Below are 18,714 nucleotides of genomic sequence, written 5' to 3'. Positions count from 1 at the left end.
TAACTTTTGGTTTAAGCCGTGAGCTGATCGAGTGCCCCAGCTTGTTAAAGTCTAATAGGGTTGTAAATTTTGCCAATAAGCTAAATAGTTATAAGTTAGTAAGCAAAAAGTTCGGAGACGTTAAAAAAATTTCACTGTTTGAGCGAAGCGAGTTTGAAATTTTTAGTCGGAGGACTTTTTGCGTATTAATGGTTTAGGCCCCTGCCAGGACGAGGGGATAGGGGGGAGGTTTAAGGAGGGGGAAAGGGGCCTCGCCCGCCCCTTGCACCCCCTCCTTATAGAAACTTAAAACCTTAGGTTTTAGAAAAAGATTCTAAAGATTAAATCTTTTATTAGATTCTTAAAGACTAATTCTTTTCCCCATAGTCATATGGAGAAATTTGTGATATATTTTAAAAAAAAGAAAAAGGAGTACACTATGCACAAGAATAGAATTTATAGACTTATAAATAAAATGGAAGAAGAAAATCTTCACCACATGATAATCTCAGATCCCTACGCAATTTTTTATCTCCTAGACAAGATGATTGAGCCAGGCGAAAGAGCCCTTGCCCTCTACATCCACAGGGATGGGGACGTAAAACTCCTTATCAACGAGCTCTTCCCTCAAGAAGAAGAGGCTGGCGTGGACTTTATTTGTTACAACGACATAGAAGACGGAATCGAAAAACTTTCCAAGTTTATAAAAGATGACGAACTTATAGGAATCGACAAATTTTGGTCTGCAAAGTTCCTACTAAGATTACAAGAGATCTTCCCAGACAAAAAATATGTAAATGGATCAACAATAGTTGACCATGTGAGGAGAATTAAGGACGAGGAAGAAAAACAATTGATGCGTGAATCCTCTGCCATCAACGACAAGGTCATGGAAGAACTTATCCCTTGGGTGGTGAAGGGCCTAAGCGAAAAGGAACTTTCCCAAAAGTTAAAGGAAATCTACAAGGCTAACGGAGTAGAAGAAGTTTCCTTTGAACCAATCACAGCCTACGGAAGATCAGCAGCAGACCCCCACCACTCCACAGACAAGACTAAGGGAAAAGTCGGTGATTGTGTAGTCCTTGACATTGGAGGAATCTATAAAAATTACGCATCAGACATGACGCGTACAGTTTTCATTGGAGAGGTAAGTGACCGTGCCAGAGAAATATATGAAATAGTAAAAGAAGCCAACCTTAGAGGAATTGCAGCAGCAAAGCCTGGCAACAAGATGTCAGACGTGGACAAGGCCGCAAGATCTTATATAGAAGAAAAAGGCTATGGCAAATACTTTACTCACAGGACAGGCCACTCCATAGGACTAGAATGCCATGAAGAAGGCGACGTCTCATCAGTAAACGATAGCCTCATAGAAGTAGGACAAATCTTCTCCATAGAACCAGGGATTTATCTATTAGAAGAAGGAATTGGAGTTAGGATAGAAGATTTAGTCTTGATAACAGAAGATGGGTGCGAGGTGCTTAATAAAGTCTCTAAAGAGTTAAAAGTAGTACCAATGAACTAAAGAAAATTTCTTTAAGAATTTTTTGATAAAAGGATTTATTTAATAAGGTTTTTGTAAAGCCAAGCTTTACTATTCTTTATCCGGAGGGGGTTTAGGAAATCAATATAAAAGTTTTTAAAAGCTGACGCTTTTATATTCTTTATAAGGAGGGGGAGCCAGGGGCAGGCGAGGCCCCTGATCCTTAAACCTCCCCCCTATCCCATCGTCCTGGCAGGGGCCCGACCCACTAATACGCAAAAAGCCCTCCGACTATTAAATATAGGAACACAAATTGTCGCAAGCTCCAATTTGCGAACTGACCTACCAGCAATTTGCTTCACAAATTGGGTTAGGTCATGTCAACTCACTCGCGACCTTTGTCCGAACAGTGAAATTTTTTTAACTTCTCCGAACTTATTGCTTACTAACTTATAACTATTTCGCTTATTGGCAAACATTAAGACCGTATAACATTTCAACAAGCTGGGGCACAATTGCCAAGCTCATAACTAAATAGAAAATTATAAAAAGAAGAAGCTTGATAAAATTTATTAAGTTTCTTTTTTTATTATATTACATTGAAAAATATGTGTAATATAAGTATAATTACCTTAAGGAGCTGATGTTATGTCTAAAGTAAATTTAACTATTAGTATTGATAATAAGGATAAGGATTCTTTTAACGATTTGGTTTCCCAATTGGGTTTAAATGTTTCTTCAGCAATTAATATGTTTATTAAACAATCTGTGAGAGACCAAGCCTTACCTTTAAATCTAACTTTGAATCAAACCGATTTAGGAGCTTCAAAAAGTTTAGATGAAATTGCGGATAGCATTATGACTAAATATGATGAAGCTTTTAAGGAATTGGCAAAATGATTTATATTAATGTAGATGAAGTTATAAAACTTCAAGAAAAAAGTATATTTCTCTATGGTGGATCTTATGGAATAAGGGAAATGAACTTACTTAAATCTTCTGTCGAGAGTGTGTTCCAAACTTATGATGAAGTGGAGCTTTATCCGTCTACATTAGATAAGATAATTCAGGTTTCATATTCACTTATAGAAAATCATTGTTTTATCGATGGGAATAAAAGAATTGGAGTTATGGTGCTTTTGTACTTATTAGAAATCAATGAAATTCAACATAGTTTGAGCAATAAGGATGTTATTGAAATCGGACTTAAGGTAGCTAGTGGAGATATGGGAAAAGAAGAGTTTAAAAAGTTTGTAAAAGAAAGGTTATTGTAAAGATTTATTTTAAGAAGTCTTTCTAAAGCCTAAAGTTTTAAATTTCTATAAGTGGAATCACAGTTGCAAAGCTCACAATTGAATAAAAACTTATAAAAATATTAAGCTTAATTCTTTACTGATTAAGCTTTTTTTAATTCGGAAGTTAAATTAGATTATTACGTTTTGTTAAGTAACTCAACATAAGTTTGAAGTCATGTAAGGGTAAAACCGTGAACTAAGGTTGAAAAACCCCATAAGGCAAGACAGCCGTTAAGAAAATTCAATGTGCTTGAGCAATTTATTGCTCAACCGATGAACCTTACAGCGAAAAGGAGCGAAGCGAACTTTGAGTTGATTAGGTTCACGCGAAGCTCGCAAATAAAAAATAGAGTCAGGACTTTCTAACTCTATTGATTATTAGTTTTTGTTTGAAACAACTTGAAGCGAGCAAGTTTTGAATTTTTAGGATGGCTGCCGCTCGGGGTTGTTGGCAAAGGCCCCTGCCAGGTCGTTGAAGGTGTTGGGGGTGGCCCGGAGGGGGTACCATCCGGCACAAGCAGGACCAATCGAAAGGTCCTAACCCCCTCCGGAAAAGGGATAGTAAAGCTTGGCTTTACAAAAACCTTATTAAAGAAAAAACTTTTCTCCCTTTTTATAAAAAAGGACAAAAAAATAACCAAGCCAAAGCTTGATCTAAATTCCTACATAAAATAAAAATAAAATTTTAAATTATTTTTTCAAAATAAAACAAAAATACAAAAGAACCCATAAAAGAATTCTTTCCAGAGTTTTAAATTATTTTTCCAAAATAAACCAAAAACCTCTTTCCTCGAGTTTCTTAAACTCGAATCCCTTCCCTACTTCCCAATATCCTCAAGGGCCTTGGAAAGGTCCACAATAACTTCCTTTAGCTCCTCCATCTTTTTCTCCAACCTCACCAAGAGGTAACATGAGATGGCAATGGGAAAGCCAATGTTTGAAATGTTAGCTATTAAATCTTCCATCATAACAAACCTTATTGAAGAGCTTCTTCTTTTCTAGTGACTATCACTGACCCATTATAAGTCTTGATAAGACCTAGCTTACCTGAGACTAACTTGTTGTTTATGATATTATCAGTTACCCTCTTTACATCAGTCTCAACAATACCCTCTTGAGGATTTGAGATAGTTAAAGTCCAAGGCTTTCCGCCTTCATCAGTAAAACTTATCCTAAGTGATTTAGTTTCCTTCATAAAATTCTCCTTTCATACCAGTGAAACGCTCCAGCATCTCACAAAACAATAACTACAAGAACAAGACCAAGTCTTATTCAACCTTTCCTAAAATCTCTTCTGTAATTAGAGAAGAAGTAGCAAAGTCACCTTCAACAATAGGGTTGAGGTCTTCAGAAAGCTTATATAAATTATCCTTAGAAGCCTCAGAGTTAATACCACTGATTGTTACAGTTCTCTTCTTCGCCTTGCCAGAAGACTCATCAGTAAAAACTGACTTTAGCATTAGCTTAGATTCCTTAACTTGAACAGCCATTATTTTCACCTCCTACTATCTATATAGAATAAAATAAGAAAAGTTGCTAGGGTAAAATGAAATTATTTTAAAAAATTTTAAAAATTATAGAGAAGCCTTAAATTCCCACCACTTCTTCCAATTGTTATCAGACATAGAGCGGGGACAAATCTTGTGAGAAGCATCAAAGTGCCTTACCACCCTGTCAAGGGGAATATTATAAAAATCCATTAGAAACCTAACAATCTTTCTAGCATTCTCAAGAGCAGACTCATAATTGCCGTCCCTGTTGATGCAGATCTCCACCCCAATAGAATTAGAATTAGTGATCCCATACCTGCCATGACCATCGCCACAATGCCAAGAAGCATTAGCAGTCTCAACAGTCTCCACAATCCTCTTGTCATCCACAAAATAATGAGCAGAAGCCTGCCTGTTGCCACCATTAAAGTACCTGTAGTGAGCGATAGCATCAGCACCTACATTAGGATTGCCAGTGTCGTGGACCACAATATACCTTGGCCTTGCCTGACCCTGTCTCTTCATATAGTTGTAACGAATGAGTTTCTTTTCAATCAACATAAAATCACCTCCTATTTATAAGAATTTAAAATAAATTTACGCATATTCTCAAGACCAGTTCGCTTGAGGTTTACCACAGTCCACTTAGAAATGCCAAGAAAATCTGCAATCTCACTAAGACCTAGCCTTTCATAATAAAAGAGCCTTACAACAGTCTCCTGCCTTGGAGTGAGAGACTTCATGGCAGCCCTCACCAGGGCTGACTCCTCAGACTCCAAAAAGTCCCCCTCGATATCCACACCAGCATCGAGAGAATCCAAAATAGATTGGCCTTCCTCATCAGAATCATCATCGTGAATATCCATCTCCACATTAGTCAGGTACTTATAATTATTAAGATAAGTGTATCTCAAAAACTCCTTGACGTACTTCAAGAAGGACCTCTTCCCGTCAAAATCATCGAGACAAACAAGGACCATGACCCTGCCATCAGAATAAAGATCCTCAAACTCTGAATAAACTGGGCAATACTTCCTAATAGAAGACCTAATGAGGGGGTCTAGCATATGGAGAATCTTAGCCCTGGCTCTTTCTTCGCCGACAAGGGCGGACCTAAGGACCCTGTTAAAATCATCATAAGAAGTTTTTTCAAAAGGCCCAGGCCTTTTGGAATCTCCATTCTCCTTAAACTTATCAAAAGAATTAGAGTCCTTGGATCTAGTCACAAATCTTTCATTAATTAAACTTTCACTTTCAATATTCTTTTCATTATTAAAATTATCTTCTCTAATAACTTTCACATCTTCCTTTTCAAAAAATTCCATTTACCACTCCTCCTTTTTTTTATTCTTGAAAATATTATAGAACTTTTGTTTTGGCTTGTCAATCATTTGTTTAAACTTATTTTCTTTATAGAAAAATAGGAAAAGAATCTTTTGAAAATTATGGTAAAAGCTTCGCTTTTAAAGAGGTGTTTTATAAAGCCTAAGGCTTCTATTTATCTTTTTTATGTAAGAGATTTTGTCTTTAAAAAATTTCATAAAACCTAAGGTTTTGATTCTTCTTATTGAGGGGACTTAAAGAAGTTTTCTTTAAGAAATTTTTGTAAAGCTGGGCTTTACTATTTATCTTATGGAGGGGATTTAGGGCGTTTCGATTCGCCCTTATCCCCTCCATACCTCCCCTTAACACCCCCAACGACCTAGCAGGGGCTCGGCCCATTAATACGCAAAAAGCCCTCCGACTAAAAATTTCAAACTACTCGCTACGTTTCACTTCGCTCGCTCGAACAGTGAAATTTTTTTAACGTCTCCGAACTTTTTGCTTACAATCTTATAACTGTTTAGCTTATTGGCAAAGTTTATGACCTTATAAGACTTCAACAAGCTGGGGCGCTCCATTAGGTCATTTTTTGAGTATAAAGTTGTAATTCGTTGTGAAGTCACAAAAAAATTACAAGCTCACATTTAATTATTAGGTCATAGCTAGTTGTGAGTTCATAAAAAATTCCAAGCTCACACTTTTTTATTGGGTCATATTTTGTTATAACGTCAGAGTTTTTTATTAAGTCATAGAAAAATAGAACTTCACAAATAATTATGAAGTAATAAAAAAAAGAAGCCTAATCGATACAGACTAAGCTTCTATTGGTTTTAAACTTTATTCAATTTATTAAGCATTGGTAAGTAACTCAACATAAGTTTGAATTCGTGTAATGGTAAAACCGTAAACTTAAGGAGAAAAACCCCGTAAGGCAAGACAGCCGTAAAAAAATTCAATGTGCTTGAGCAATTTATTGCTCAGCCGATGAACCTTACAACGAAAAGGAGCGTAGCGAACTTTGAGTTGATTAGGTTCACGCGAAGCTCGCAAATAAAAAAGAGAGCCAGGTAGTTCTGACTCTATTGGTAAATTATTTTAAGTTTATAAAAGTTTTTAGCGAGCAAGTTTGACATGACCTTACCCAATTTGCAAAGCAAATTGATGGTAGGTCAGTTCGCAAATTGGAGCTTGCGACAATTTGTGTTCTTCTATTTAATAGTCGGAGGGCTTTTTGCGTATTAATGGGCCGAGCCCCTGCTAGGTCGTTGGGGGGTGGTCAGGGGAGGTTTGGATGGGATGCCACGCAGGCACAGGTAAGGGCCATCGAATAAGCCACTCGTGCCCGAATGGGTATAAATCCCCTCCAAGAGCAATTATAAAAGCGTAGCTTTTAAAAAAACCTCTTTCCAACTTTCTTTAAAGAAAAAATAAAGCAGACCTCAATCTGCTTCGTTTTTTATCCTATTCCATGTTTTGTTGAATATTTCTGTGTACTTGCTTATTATTTCTTTTCTTAACTCATCAATACTTTTTGTGTCATTAGAATCTTTATTCTCTTCACTATCTTCATCTTTAACAAAGTTCAATTCAACATTTAGTCCCTTTAAGTTTGCGTAATTATACAAGAGCTCTACAGCATCACGTTCATTTTTATTCTCATTCTTTTTCTTCTTTTCTTTATCTTCTTTCACATTTAAGTTGCTAATGATTAGGTAATAGAGTTCCCTTGCCCTATCTTTTTTATCCTTAAACCTATTAGTTACCTTAGGATTGCTAGTGATAGCCAAGAACTCTGCTAGGGCTTTTTGCATCTTATGTAACCACTCTATCCTCTCCCTAGTCACTATCTCCTTGTAAGTTTGTTTCTTGTTAAAGTAAAAGCCGACAAAGACACCAGTCACTGTAATAAGAGCTGACATTATTAAGCCCAAAGACTCTCCTATCTTGTTGTCTGGTATTAATTTTAAAATATTTGAATTATAGTAAAGAAAAATAAACAAGATCAAAATTGAAATAATGAGAGTGAATATGTAGATACAATAGGATTCTATAAAGTCACAGATAGGTTTACTTTTACATTTTTCTTCTGAGTCTTTCTTTTTACTTTTACAAAATATGAAAATAATTAATGAAACAATTATAAGAAAACAAAATCCATGTAGCTTTAAAAAATAAAAAATATTTTCACACATTTTCATATCAACTCCCTCTGCCCTAATTCTACCAAAAAAATATATATGTACAAAAAGAAAAACCCGAGAGTTTCCTCTCAGGTTTTATCTTTAAAGCTTAATCAGTTAGACTAATTATTTTGCAGTTACAGTTTCTGTAACATCAGCAGCTAAAGTAACAACTGATTCAGTTGAATTAACTTTAACAGTTACTTGTTCTGTTGCTGCATTAACTTCTTTGATTTCATAAGAAGCTCCTGCTGGTGCAGTTACTTTATCAAGGTCAGCTTTAACAGCTTTCTTAATATTTTCAGCATTTACATTTGCATTTTCTACTTTGTCATATTTAACATTTCCTAATGCAGTAGTAATTGCAGCTACATATTTGTCATATGCATCTTGTTTTTCAGTCTTAGCTAATGCTTTTTCAGCTGCTTCGATTTTCTTGTTAAGATTATCAATTCTAGCTTGAAGATTTACTTTATTTTTTGAAGCAATTAGTTCATCAACTAATTTTTGAGCTTTTGCTACTTCTTCTTTAGCTGCTTTTACTTCATCTTCAGTAGTTACTGTTTTGCTATAGAAATCTTTAGTTGCTTCTGTAGCAGGAACTACTTTTTCGTTAAAGTATTTTTTAAGTTCTTCTTTTGCTGCTTGTTTTTCAGCGAAAGTTGCATTTTCTACAGCATCAATAACTGTATCAATATTTTTTGTAGAAGTTTGTTCTTCCTTATACTTAAGAACAGCTTTTTCAAGTTCAGTTAAGTTCTTGTTAGCTTTTGGAGCGATTAGAACATTTTTGCCATCATTTAACATGAAGTCATAAGCTCTAACGTCATTTTCAAAGTTTTTGTTTTCAGCTTTGAATTTAACATCTTTACCAACATATGCTTTTAGAGCATCTGCAAGTTCTCTGTCAACTTTGTAAGTCTTAGTTGTGTTGTTAAGACCTGCATCCCAGTTGTCAGATTCGATCTTAATTTCAACTTGTTTTTCTCCAACCCATTTGATTGTACCAACAACAGTGTGATCTTCAATTCCTTGTACTACGTTTAGTACAGAACCAGATTTATCAAATAAATCTCTTGTGTCTTTTGAATCATCAAGAATTGATACAATTTCGATGTCTCTAGCATCTTTGTTGTTAGCTGTGAATTGTAGATAGTCACCCTTAGCTAAATCTTTGTATTGTTTAGCGTTAAAGATGTCTGCATCGCCAACATAAAGAAGAGTTTCGTTTCCGAATCTGTCTTCAACTTGGATTTCATCGTTGTCAAAGATTTGTGCAACTTTAACTACAGGGAATGCTTTTTCATCGCTGTGGTCAAGAAGTCTGTCGATAACGTCTCCACGAGTTTCGATAACGTCAAGTAGGTCACCGTAGTTTAGTGGGAAGTTAGCTTTGTTAAGAACGTTGTCTCTGTCGTAAAGTTTTCCATCAGTATCTTCTAGAGTAGAAGAGAACTTAGAAGAAGAAGAGTTAATTACTCTGTATCTGTCTCCATCGTTGTCTTTAGATACTACGTTAAATACGATAACTTTAGCAGTGCTTCTTTCAGAATCGAAAGATTTTACAGCTGATTTGTGATTATCTGTGTCGAATCCTGCATAAACGTTAGGAATCTTGTAGTCTTTTCCATAGTTGTGGAAACCGATTAATGAAAGTGCTTCATTAATGTCTTTAACTTCTCTCATAATGTTGTTGTATGGGTTAGCAACATAGATTTCAGTTTTGTCGTTAACTTTTAGGTTAGCTAGTTCGTTTCCATTAGCTTTGTGGAATTTGATATAGTCTGCTTTAGTCTTTGAACCGTTAAGAGTTACAGTAGCATATGCTCCGTCAACTTTCTTTTGGTCAAGATCTTTTAGAGATTCAATGTTCTTGTAGTAGTTTGTTTCTACTGTAGCGTCAGCAACGCCTTCCCAAATGTGGTTGTCAGTGTCAAGAAGTTCTCCTTCTTTGTCTGTTCTTGCAAGCACTTCTGGGTTACCAAGTTCGATAATGTGAGTTACTTCGTTCTTGTCGTTAGTAAGGATTCTTACTAGAGATCCTTTGTAAAGATCAAGGTTGTTAAGGCTGTTAACTTTAACGATTTGTTTTCTAACGTTAATACCATCAACGATTACTGTATCACCAGTGATAGTGTATTCTTTTTCGCTATCTTGGTTAAGAGTAAGTTTAGAGTTTGTTAGGTTAGAAACAATACCTCTTGTTTCGTTAGCTGGAACTCTCTTGAATTCTTTCATTGCATATAGAGCATTGTAAACCATAGTGAATGCGTCTGCTCTGTTAGCTGCTTTGTTAGAATCAACAACGTTTACGTCGTCAAGAATTCCTAGTTGAGCTGCCCATGTCATCCATGAAGTTGCCCATTTAGCGTTTTTAACCATGTCTGCTGTTAGGTCTTCTTTAACAAGAACTACTAGCATTTTAGCTAATTCAGCGTAAGTTACGTCGTTTTCTGGCTTGAATGATCCATCAGGATATCCTGCTAGCATAGCAATTCCGTTAGCATCAGATGGAACTGTAGTTCCTACTGAGATAACTCCGTTTGCCCAGTGCTTAGCATCTACGTCAGAGTAGATTTTCATTGATCCTTGTAGTTGTTTTGCTAATTCTTCATTACCGTTAGCAAGTACAAGTAATCTTGTGATTTCGGATCTCTTGATGTTTTTATCAAGTCCGTAGTTTCCGTCTTCGTAGCCTTCAACAAGTTTTTTGTCGATTACGTATTGGATTTTGTTATCTTTTCCAACTACTTTTTCAACTTTTTCTCCAGCTTCAGCTTTTTTAGCTTCTGCTTTCTTTGTTGTTTCGGCGAAGACACTTGAGAATGTTCCTAGTACCATAACTAGTGCTAGTACTAGAGAAATAATTTTCTTGTTCATTTGTCTTTCGACCTCCTTAAAAATTTTGTAGATTCTACAAAAGTCTCAAACTTTTGTCGCCGAGACTGAACTATCTCGACTATATAGAGGTCGACAAATAAATATCGCCTTTTGGTTTTATTTAGTTGTCATGTTCCTCTTGTGTCTCTATTATACACTAGAAATTTGCTTTGTAAAATTACAATTACATTACATAAAGTTTATAGATTGTCATGTTTAACAATATCTTCTTAACTATGTTGTGATTGTGTTTTACTTAGCGCTTTTCTGCGCTAATAGAGGCGGTCTTTTTTGACCGTATGTAGAATTATAACAAAAGGGTTACAGGATTGCAATTTTTATTTTCTTTTCTTTGGGAAAGAAAGGAAAGGGGAAAAAGAAAGTTTTGGTTAAAGAATTTTTCTTTAAGAATCTTTTTGCAAATTTTTTGTAAAGCCTAAGGGTTTTTGATTTATTTTTTGATTTCTTTCTATAGTAAGAAAGAAGAAGAAAGACTTCGTCTTTATGAATCTAATAAAAGATTTCATCTTTAAGATCCTTTTTTAAAACCTAAGGTTTAAATTCTTCTCTTGGAGGGGACTTATACCCATTCGGGTACGAGTGGCTTATTCGATCCGCCCTTACCTGTGCCTGCGTGGCATCCCCTCCAAACCTCACCTGAACACCCCCAACGACCTAGCAGGGGCCTTTGCCTACAACCCCGAGCGCCAGACAGCCTAAGTAATGTGAGAAAAGTTTACAACTTTAAAATCTAATAAAATAATGCCCTATCTTTAAAAGTTTTATTAAAAGCTGACGCTTTTATGATTGCTCTTGGAGGGGCTTAGGGGCATCGTGAGGCCCCTTTCCCCTCCAAACCACCCCCTTCACCCCACGTACGTTGAGTCCAAAAAAATCTGCCATGCTAAATTTTCAAAACTCATTCGCTTCGCGAATTCAAACAATTGAAAATTTTTAACGCATAACCAATTTTTTTGCTCATTAGATACACTCGATCAGATCACTGCTTAAGTATAAAGTTATAGCTCTTTATGAAGTCATGGAAGCTTATAGCCTCACTGCTCATTATTAAGATGTAGTTCCTTATGAAGCCATAGAAGTTTATAAACTCATAGATAATTATTAAGCTGTAAAAAAGAAGAAGCTTAATCAATACTGACTAAGCTTCTTTTGATTTGCAAGTTTTTAATCGTTTTTAGGTTTTGTTAAATAACTTTACATAAATTTGAAGCAGTGCATAGGTAAAACCACGAACTGAGGGAGAAAAACCCCGTAAGGCAAGACAGACGTTAAAAAATTCAACTGTTTGAGTTAAGCTATTGACTTTATGAGTAATTGAAATCAAATCTTAATTGATTGTTAGTTTTTAAATTTCAAAAGTGTAATCTTAACGAGTTTTGAATTTTAGGCTGTCTGCCGCTCGGGGTTGTTGGCAGAGGCCCCTGACAGGTCGTTGGGGGTGGTAAGGGGAGGTTTGGAGGGGACAAGGGCGAATCGAAACGCCCTAAGTCCCCTCCAAGAGTAGAATTAAAGCCTTAGGCTTTAGATTTCCCCTTGACAATATGTCTTATACACCATATTATATTTGTATAAGAGGTAAACTGGTATGTATGAAATTATATTTTATGATAAGGAAGATGGCAAAGTTCCTGTTGAAGAATTTTTAGATTCTTTAAGCCCTAAATTATTGGCGAAAACTTTAAAAGATATCGATCTATTGGAAAAGTTTGGCAATAATCTTAGAGAACCTTTTTCAAAGAAGTTAAGTGATGGTATTTTTGAATTAAGAACAAAACAATCTAGTGACATAACTAGGATCTTTTATTTTTTTATTTTTGATAAAAGAATAGTTTTAACCAATGGTTTTGTTAAAAAGAGTAATAAAACTCCAAGATCTGAAATTGAACTTGCTATTAAATATAAAAAAGATTTTGAAAGGAGATTTTTATGAGAGCTTACAATGATTACAAAAAGGAAATTTTAAAAAATGATGAAATTAAGTCAGAATATGATGCACTTGCTCCGGAATACGACATTATAGAAGCCATGATTATAGCTCGTAATAATCTTAATCTAACACAAAAGGACTTGTCCGAAAAAACTGGGATTAATCAAGCAGACATCAGTAGAATTGAAAATGGTACAAGAAATCCAAGTCTAAAAATGTTAAAAAAACTAGCAAGTGGACTTGGAATGCAATTGAAACTTGAATTTAAAGGTTAATTTTTATTTTAAATTTTTATATTATATCAAAAAAGCTACGCTTTTGTTTTCATTTGCGAAAACAGCGTAGCTTTTTTGATTTGGCAAGTTCTTTAAAGGCTTTGTCATACTTATCCATAAGCTCACCTTTTACATTGTCTAAGTTTTTATAAGCTTCTTGGGATTTTTCCATATTTGTGTCAGGTCCATCAGCCAATTCTTTAAAAGCATCAATGTGTTCTTCAACAAATTTTTTAGCTTCTTCAAAGACTTTATCTTCTTCTTTATTAATTTTTAATTTTTTTATCCATGTTACACCTCGATATTTATGAAGATGGACTTGGCATTTAAAAGGCAATTTTATTTTAGAAAAATAAATTTATTCTATTTCCTCATCTTTAAGAGGAGCAACTGCATCTAATTTTACGCCGAATAATTTTTCAAAGTCCTCTTGTGAGACAAATTCTTCATTTTTTGCTGATTTTAGTCGTGAAATTGCAAGCTTTATGTCCATTTCATCTTCAAGTGAGTCAATTTCCCTATTTTTAAATGAATTCTCTTCAATTTTTCTAGTTTTTTTCAAAAAATCACCTAATTTTTTCTTTAAAAGCTCTCAAATTCGAGAGGGTTTTAAGTCTAACTTTGAAACTCTTATTCCTTGTCTGTTTTGGAAGAGATGCTTGCCAGTAGGTCTTTGACTTCTTGGAAGGATAGGCTGCTGCCTTCAATTTTTAGGGACTCGTAAGTAAATCTAAGTGCAAAATCTTCCTCTATTTTCTCAAGGATAGATGGTGAAATATTTTTTATATCTATTCTTAACTTATCAAGTGCTTGATCAATTTCCTTAAAACTTTCCAAGATTATCCCCCCTTCACTTTTTCTTTATTATATTCTATTTGCCGAGATTTTGACAATAATGTCATAAATACTAAAAAAAGCCCAATCAATAAACGATCAAGCTTAATATTTTTATAACTTTGTCTTCAACTGTCAACTTGGCAATGATGCCCCAGCTCGTTGAGATGTTATAAGGTCGTAAAGTTTGCCAATAAACCACAAGTTAATAAGGCAGTAAGCAAAAAGTTCGGAGACGTTAAAAAAATTTCACTGTTTGAGCGAAGCGAGTTTGAAATTTTTAGTCGGAGGACTTTTTGCGTATTAATGGGCCGAGCCCCTGCTAGGTCGTTGGGGGTGTTAAGGGGAGGTTTGGAGGGGATAAGGGCGGATCGAAACGCCCTAAATCCCCTCCAAGAGAAGAATTAAAACCTTAGGTTTTATGAAATTCTTTAAGCCCCAACTTCTTAGCAAGAAGTGAAAAAGATTCTTTTCCATATTTTCTATAAAGAAAAATAAAAATCTTATTTTTCCATTAATTTTTGAAATTCTTCTTTTAAAGACACCTTTATCTTGATCCCAAGTTCCCCAAAGACTTCATCCAACTTCTCATATAGTTCTAAGAAGTTTTCGTAGGATATGTTGTTCCCCATGTGGCCTATCCTAAATACTTTTTCGAAGATGTCACCTGCTCCCTTTGATATTAGTATTCCCTTGTCTCTCAAGGCTCCGATGATGTCTTCTGCTATATAACCTTCTGGCACCATAACTGCTGTCAATGTATTGGACCTTGAGTCTTTGGCGTAGAGTTCGAAGCCTGCTTTTTCAAATATTTCTCTTGTGACTTCTGCGTACTCTTTGTGGAGGGCCAGAGAGTCTTTCTCGAATAGCAAGTCTAATGCCAAGTCTAGGGCATAAGTTAAATTTTCGTTCATTGTGTATGGGAAGGCAAATCCATCGGAGTAGGCGTAGTAGTTTTCAAAGCTCATATAATATGAAGGAACTTGTTTTTTTCTATCTCTTATGGCCTTCTTTGCCCTCTCTGATATTGTGACAAGTGTTAGGCCTGTTGGGGCTGAGATGCATTTTTGGCTTCCTCCTAGGGCGATGTCCACCTTGTAGTCGTCAAAGTCAAATTCTTCTCCCCCCATGCCTGACACTGTGTCTACTACTGTCAGGATTCCGTAGGAATTTAGGAGCCTGCAAATTGTCCTGACGTCGTTTGTGATGCCTGATGGGGTTTCGCAATGGACCATGGTTGCCACTTTGAAGTCGTGGTCTTTTTCTAGGAATTTTTTTAATTTTTCTATGTCAAATCCTCTTCTAAAGTCGTCTTCATATATGTAAGACTCTCCTCCGTAGAATTTTACGAAGTCGGCAAAGCCTGCTCCAAAAACTCCGTTGTTAAGGACAAGGACCCTGTCGCCTTCTTCTACTAGGTTACATATTGCTCCTTCTAGTCCTATCATTCCTTCGCCAAGCATGATAAAGGATGTGGCTTCTGTCTTTAGGAGTTTAGAGATTTTCTTTTCTACTTGTCTGTGTTTTTTCTCATATTCTGGGTCTATGTCGGGGTTGGTAAGGGACTTCCCCATTACTTCCATTACTCTTTTATCTATTGATGTTGGGCCTGCGCAAAGTATTTTCATTTTTTACCTCTCTTTTTTGCAATTTTTGTAAAAGTTTTCTTGTGTAAATTATATTATAAGGGACAAAAAAAACAAGCTGCCCTTTGACAGCTTGCTCTTTTCTTTTATTTTTCTTTAATCTTTTAATCTTTAATTCTTAAAGATTGGTGAGACTTTTTTATAAACCAACATCATTATTGCTGATGTTGTGAAGCCTTTTATTAGGTTAAAAGGTAAGACTGAATAGATCATCATTGAGAAAAGGCCTGTAATCCTTGGTGTGATCGCTGCGCCCATTCCTATGATTGCGTCCATTGGCATTACCTTGCCATAGAGTGGAAAGACTATGAAGTAGTTGGAGATCATTGCAAGGGCAGTCATAGCAAGGACTCCTAGAGTCAAGGACACTACTGCTCCCTTGTATGTCTTGTGCTTCCTATAGAAGTGGGCTGACACAAAGGCAAAGCTGCTGGAGATGATGAAGTTTGATAGTTCGCCAACTCCTGCTGTCATTGTTCCCTTAAAGATGATGTGCATTATGTTTTTTATAGCTGCGATTATGATGCCATAGGCTGGTCCCATTGTGAAGGCCCCCAATAGTACTGGTAGGTCTGAGATGTCTAGCTTCATAAAGGGTGGTGCTACAAAGGTAAGTGGTAGTTGAAAATACATTAGTATAAATCCTATCACTGATAGCATTCCAATTTTCGTCATGTCTTTTGTTCTTAACATAGAACTTGAATTTACTTTGTTCATTTTACCTCCTGTTGGGGCATAAAAAAACCCCGAACCTTCGGGGCATGAAAGTTTAAATCATTCTCTCATCCAGACTTTACTGTCGGTATTGGAATTGCACCAATTCAGCTTTCGCTCGCGGACTTTACCGCCGGTTGGGACTTGCACCCTTCCCTGAAGATTTAAAATATTTTTTATTTATTTCTTAATTTAATTATAACATTTGTGAATTTTTTTGCAAGGTTTAAGTGGACTTAATTTATATTAAATTGATGAAAGTTTTCTTTAAAAATATATAAAAAAGTTTTTTGTAAAGCAGGGCTTTACGAATCAGTCTTGGAAGGGGTTATACCCATTTGGGCACACAGGGGGCATCGTGAAGTTTGTAAAGAAATACTTCGTCTTTGTAAATCTTTTTGTAAAGCAGAGCTTTACTATTCTTTATCCGGAGGGGGTTAGGACCTTTCGATTGGTCCTTCCCCCTCCGGGCCACCCCCAACACCTTCAACGACCTGGCAGGGGCCCGGCCCATTACTACGCAAAAAGTACTCCGACTAAAAATTTCAAACTACTCACTTCGTTCGCTCGAACAGTGAAATTTTTTTAACGTCTCCGAACTTTTTGCTTACGACCTTATTAGCTTGTGGTTTATTGGCTAAGATTATTTCCTTATTAGATTTCAACGAGCTGGGGCATCATTGCCAAGATAACAATTGAAGATAAAGCTATAAAAAAATAAAGCTTAATCAATGAAAGATTAAGCTTATTTATCAAGAGTTTTCTTATTTTTATTATTGTCCTTGGACTTGTGGTTGTGCTTGGACTTGTCTGCCAACTACTACTTGGCCCCCAGCGTCATTTATCCTCTGAGTTGCTGAGTTATAAACTATAACTGGCATGCCAGTAAAGGTTTGTGGATATAAGTTCTTCATAACTCCTGGTGGAATGTTGATACAGCCGTGTGATCCTCCAGACTTATAAATATTTCCTCCAAAGGATGATCTCCAACTTGCGTCATGAAGTCCTATGCCTGACCAGTTTATTGGCGCCCAGTAGGAAACTTTTGAACGATAGGTTTCGCCTGTTAGGTACCTATCCCTTTCACGAGACCAAATCCTGTCTGTCCCTGTTGGTGTTCCGTTCCCCCTATTTGGGTTACCTGTAACTACATTTGTCTCAAGTTGCAAAGCTCCGTCCTTGTAGTACCAAAGTTTTTGTCTTGCAAGATCTACTTCTATGTAGGTCTTGCCAATATCATCAACTTTTCTTGAAACTGCGTCTTGCCTGTAGGCAGGTTTTACTGTGACAGGTTCTTCCTTGGCGAGGGCTTCTTTTACAATTTCCCTTGTGCCTGGCCTATCTGTAAGCCAACCGTAGATACCTCCGTCCACCTTCATGAGGCCAAGGCCTGTGGAGTTAAAAATCCTATTTGTCCTATAAGTGTCATACTTGGCAGCAAGTTTTTCCACGAAATGTTTTAGTTTTTCTTCGTCAAGGGCAAGGGTCCCGTCATCAGTCTTGGAGTACATGGCAATTATCCCCTGGCCTGTCACTTCTTCTTTCCTGTCGTCAAAGTCAAAAGTTATTTTTTTCTTGTAGACCTCTTTATAGGAAGCAAGTTGATTTTTTATATATTCTGAGTCCTTAGTTATATTTGGCTCTTGGTAAAGATTTTCCTCTTCAAGGTCAAGTTCTTCTTTTTTATCTCCAAAGTGACCTAGGACGGCATTTTTAAATTCATCCATTTTTATAAAGTTGCCGTGAACTTCATCTTGGATTTTAAATTCTCCATCTTGGTAGACGACTTTTGCATCTTGTGACTGGTCCTTTTGGCCCAAGACTGGCTTTAAATTTTTTATTTTTTCATCAAGGGCAACTTTGTTGTACTGCAAGTCACGGTCTACTTGGTAGTGCTTAGGCACAAGGGAAGCCACTGGCCAATAAAAGGCTGTCTGATCTATGGATTCACTTCCTATGGAGTCTATGTATCCAAAGTCCTTGGCAGCGATCTTGTCGTTTAAGTTCTTGTCCTTTGAAATTATTTCTAGTTCAAAATTTCTTGAAAGGTCTTCGTAGTTCTTTTTAAGTTCAGATTTTTTTACAAGTCCAAAGTCTCTTCCATTGATGTAGGTCCTTGGCATGTATCTGTCGCTGAAGAAGAAAAGTCCCACCATGTATATAGAAATTATTAAAATTAAGATTAATGCAAAAATTATTTTAAAAGTTTTTTTCATAATTCCTCCCTTCCCTATTATACTCGATAAATTTTTCTTTTTATGTAGGTTTTTATAAATGTAAAGTATTTGTAAATATTCTTTTGCTTTGATTTTATATCTAAAAAATGAGCATAAAAAAACTCACAAGCTAACTTGTGAGTTTAATGTTGGTGCGGGAAAGAGGACTTGAACCCCCACTCCGTTGGAACTAGATCCTAAGTCTAGCGCGTCTGCCAATTCCGCCATTCCCGCATGAAGTTTAACAACAAAACTTATTATACGCACTTTTTAATATCTTGTCAAGACTTTTTTTAAAGTTTTTAAAATATTTTTTGAGGAACTTTTCTTCCTCTCTCAAGTGCTTCTTTATTATAACAGGTGGATTTAAAAAAATCTACAATATTTTTAAAATTTTTTTATTTTATTTTTACATTGGTGAGTTTTAACTTTGTATTCCTTTTTGTACTAC

19 protein-coding genes, 1 tRNA gene and 1 riboswitch are annotated in these 18,714 nt (G+C 35.9%); of the genes, 6 read left to right on the top strand and 14 right to left on the bottom strand.

Translation table 11 applies throughout. From position 1 onward, the window contains the following. Positions 1-418: 418 nt before the first annotated feature. From DRZ96_RS05765 to DRZ96_RS05750, 4 genes are all read left to right on the top strand, one after another. The gene (locus DRZ96_RS05765; RefSeq protein ID WP_112890576.1) at positions 419-1,504 is read left to right on the top strand and encodes a M24 family metallopeptidase; all 1,086 of its coding nucleotides are present in this window, start codon (positions 419-421) and stop codon (positions 1,502-1,504) included. Positions 1,505-2,110: 606 nt separating this feature from the next. Continuing rightward, complete coding sequence (locus tag DRZ96_RS05760) at positions 2,111-2,362, top strand: type II toxin-antitoxin system RelB/DinJ family antitoxin (protein ID WP_112889925.1); 252 nt, start codon at positions 2,111-2,113, stop codon at positions 2,360-2,362. Beyond that, positions 2,359-2,736 carry a type II toxin-antitoxin system death-on-curing family toxin gene (locus tag DRZ96_RS05755; protein ID WP_112889924.1) on the top strand — a complete coding sequence of 126 codons (378 nt, stop codon included), beginning with the start codon at positions 2,359-2,361 and terminating at the stop codon, positions 2,734-2,736. Before DRZ96_RS05760 ends, DRZ96_RS05755 begins: the two co-directional genes overlap by 4 nt. 420 nt (positions 2,737-3,156) lie before the next feature. Then, positions 3,157-3,432 carry a hypothetical protein gene (locus DRZ96_RS05750; protein WP_112889923.1) on the top strand — a complete coding sequence of 92 codons (276 nt, stop codon included), beginning with the start codon at positions 3,157-3,159 and terminating at the stop codon, positions 3,430-3,432. A gap of 143 nt (positions 3,433-3,575) precedes the next feature. Here the strand turns inward: DRZ96_RS05750 and DRZ96_RS05745 are convergent, their stop codons facing one another. The 7 genes from DRZ96_RS05745 to DRZ96_RS05710 all read right to left on the bottom strand — a co-directional run bounded on the left by DRZ96_RS05745 (position 3,576) and on the right by DRZ96_RS05710 (position 10,630). Next, positions 3,576-3,722, bottom strand: coding sequence for a YvrJ family protein (locus DRZ96_RS05745; protein WP_083315543.1), 147 nt, complete (start codon positions 3,720-3,722; stop codon positions 3,576-3,578). Positions 3,723-3,733: 11 nt separating this feature from the next. Next, on the bottom strand, positions 3,734-3,952 hold the full coding sequence (locus DRZ96_RS05740; protein WP_112889922.1) for a DUF2922 domain-containing protein: 219 nt from the start codon (positions 3,950-3,952) through the stop codon (positions 3,734-3,736). Between the two features lie 73 nt (positions 3,953-4,025). Beyond that, positions 4,026-4,247, bottom strand: a complete 222-nt coding sequence (locus DRZ96_RS05735; protein ID WP_112889921.1) for a DUF1659 domain-containing protein — start codon at positions 4,245-4,247, stop codon at positions 4,026-4,028. Between the two features lie 84 nt (positions 4,248-4,331). Further along, positions 4,332-4,808 (bottom strand): peptidoglycan recognition protein family protein, encoded by a 477-nt coding sequence (locus tag DRZ96_RS05730; protein WP_112889920.1) that lies wholly within the window; start codon positions 4,806-4,808, stop codon positions 4,332-4,334. Between the two features lie 11 nt (positions 4,809-4,819). Next, positions 4,820-5,572, bottom strand: coding sequence for a sigma-70 family RNA polymerase sigma factor (locus DRZ96_RS05725; protein WP_112889919.1), 753 nt, complete (start codon positions 5,570-5,572; stop codon positions 4,820-4,822). A 1,437-nt stretch (positions 5,573-7,009) separates the two neighbouring features. Beyond that, positions 7,010-7,501 carry a hypothetical protein gene (locus DRZ96_RS10410; protein ID WP_146740970.1) on the bottom strand — a complete coding sequence of 164 codons (492 nt, stop codon included), beginning with the start codon at positions 7,499-7,501 and terminating at the stop codon, positions 7,010-7,012. 375 nt (positions 7,502-7,876) lie between these two features. Continuing rightward, entirely contained in the window at positions 7,877-10,630 is a 2,754-nt protein-coding gene (locus DRZ96_RS05710) for an S-layer homology domain-containing protein (protein WP_112889916.1), read from the bottom strand. A gap of 1,606 nt (positions 10,631-12,236) precedes the next feature. Here DRZ96_RS05710 and DRZ96_RS05705 point away from each other — a divergent pair. After that, positions 12,237-12,581 (top strand): type II toxin-antitoxin system RelE/ParE family toxin, encoded by a 345-nt coding sequence (locus tag DRZ96_RS05705; RefSeq protein ID WP_085875734.1) that lies wholly within the window; start codon positions 12,237-12,239, stop codon positions 12,579-12,581. Next, entirely contained in the window at positions 12,578-12,853 is a 276-nt protein-coding gene (locus tag DRZ96_RS05700) for a helix-turn-helix domain-containing protein (RefSeq protein ID WP_172605468.1), read from the top strand. Before DRZ96_RS05705 ends, DRZ96_RS05700 begins: the two co-directional genes overlap by 4 nt. 49 nt (positions 12,854-12,902) lie before the next feature. On the opposite strand, the gene DRZ96_RS05695 is transcribed toward DRZ96_RS05700, so the two are convergent. The 7 genes from DRZ96_RS05695 to DRZ96_RS05660 all read right to left on the bottom strand — a co-directional run bounded on the left by DRZ96_RS05695 (position 12,903) and on the right by DRZ96_RS05660 (position 18,497). Beyond that, positions 12,903-13,190, bottom strand: coding sequence for a hypothetical protein (locus DRZ96_RS05695; RefSeq protein ID WP_070702372.1), 288 nt, complete (start codon positions 13,188-13,190; stop codon positions 12,903-12,905). A 21-nt stretch (positions 13,191-13,211) separates the two neighbouring features. After that, positions 13,212-13,415, bottom strand: a complete 204-nt coding sequence (locus tag DRZ96_RS05690; protein WP_070702371.1) for a hypothetical protein — start codon at positions 13,413-13,415, stop codon at positions 13,212-13,214. Between the two features lie 68 nt (positions 13,416-13,483). Beyond that, a complete protein-coding gene (locus DRZ96_RS05685) occupies positions 13,484-13,690 on the bottom strand; it encodes a hypothetical protein (protein WP_070702370.1) in 207 nt (68 codons plus the stop codon). A gap of 500 nt (positions 13,691-14,190) precedes the next feature. Continuing rightward, a complete protein-coding gene (locus tag DRZ96_RS05680; RefSeq protein ID WP_112889915.1) occupies positions 14,191-15,315 on the bottom strand; it encodes a pyridoxal-phosphate-dependent aminotransferase family protein in 1,125 nt (374 codons plus the stop codon). A 129-nt stretch (positions 15,316-15,444) separates the two neighbouring features. Further along, a complete protein-coding gene (locus DRZ96_RS05675; protein WP_112889914.1) occupies positions 15,445-16,050 on the bottom strand; it encodes an ECF transporter S component in 606 nt (201 codons plus the stop codon). A 52-nt stretch (positions 16,051-16,102) separates the two neighbouring features. Then, positions 16,103-16,215, bottom strand: a riboswitch (FMN riboswitch). 605 nt (positions 16,216-16,820) lie between these two features. Continuing rightward, positions 16,821-18,263 (bottom strand): L,D-transpeptidase family protein, encoded by a 1,443-nt coding sequence (locus DRZ96_RS05665; RefSeq protein WP_112889912.1) that lies wholly within the window; start codon positions 18,261-18,263, stop codon positions 16,821-16,823. Positions 18,264-18,413: 150 nt separating this feature from the next. Further along, a tRNA-Leu gene (locus tag DRZ96_RS05660) sits at positions 18,414-18,497 on the bottom strand. Positions 18,498-18,714 lie beyond the last annotated feature (217 nt).

The sequence above is a fragment of the Peptoniphilus harei genome, from assembly GCF_900454685.1.
In the GTDB taxonomy this organism is placed as follows: domain Bacteria; phylum Bacillota; class Clostridia; order Tissierellales; family Peptoniphilaceae; genus Peptoniphilus_A; species Peptoniphilus_A harei.
This window is presented reverse-complemented; position numbering and strand designations above follow the sequence as displayed.

Bases quoted from the DNA above. Each gene is read 5' to 3' on its own strand.
- DRZ96_RS05765 (WP_112890576.1), top strand. From the start codon at position 419: ATGCACAAGAATAGAATTTATAGACTTATAAATAAAATGGAAGAAGAA.
- DRZ96_RS05760 (WP_112889925.1), top strand. From the start codon at position 2,111: ATGTCTAAAGTAAATTTAACTATTAGTATTGATAATAAGGATAAGGAT.
- DRZ96_RS05755 (WP_112889924.1), top strand. From the start codon at position 2,359: ATGATTTATATTAATGTAGATGAAGTTATAAAACTTCAAGAAAAAAGT.
- DRZ96_RS05745 (WP_083315543.1), bottom strand. From the start codon at position 3,722: ATGGAAGATTTAATAGCTAACATTTCAAACATTGGCTTTCCCATTGCC.
- DRZ96_RS05740 (WP_112889922.1), bottom strand. From the start codon at position 3,952: ATGAAGGAAACTAAATCACTTAGGATAAGTTTTACTGATGAAGGCGGA.
- DRZ96_RS05735 (WP_112889921.1), bottom strand. From the start codon at position 4,247: ATGGCTGTTCAAGTTAAGGAATCTAAGCTAATGCTAAAGTCAGTTTTT.
- DRZ96_RS05730 (WP_112889920.1), bottom strand. From the start codon at position 4,808: ATGTTGATTGAAAAGAAACTCATTCGTTACAACTATATGAAGAGACAG.
- DRZ96_RS05725 (WP_112889919.1), bottom strand. From the start codon at position 5,572: ATGGAATTTTTTGAAAAGGAAGATGTGAAAGTTATTAGAGAAGATAAT.
- DRZ96_RS05710 (WP_112889916.1), bottom strand. From the start codon at position 10,630: ATGAACAAGAAAATTATTTCTCTAGTACTAGCACTAGTTATGGTACTA.
- DRZ96_RS05705 (WP_085875734.1), top strand. From the start codon at position 12,237: ATGTATGAAATTATATTTTATGATAAGGAAGATGGCAAAGTTCCTGTT.
- DRZ96_RS05700 (WP_172605468.1), top strand. From the start codon at position 12,578: ATGAGAGCTTACAATGATTACAAAAAGGAAATTTTAAAAAATGATGAA.
- DRZ96_RS05680 (WP_112889915.1), bottom strand. From the start codon at position 15,315: ATGAAAATACTTTGCGCAGGCCCAACATCAATAGATAAAAGAGTAATG.
- DRZ96_RS05675 (WP_112889914.1), bottom strand. From the start codon at position 16,050: ATGAACAAAGTAAATTCAAGTTCTATGTTAAGAACAAAAGACATGACG.
- DRZ96_RS05665 (WP_112889912.1), bottom strand. From the start codon at position 18,263: ATGAAAAAAACTTTTAAAATAATTTTTGCATTAATCTTAATTTTAATA.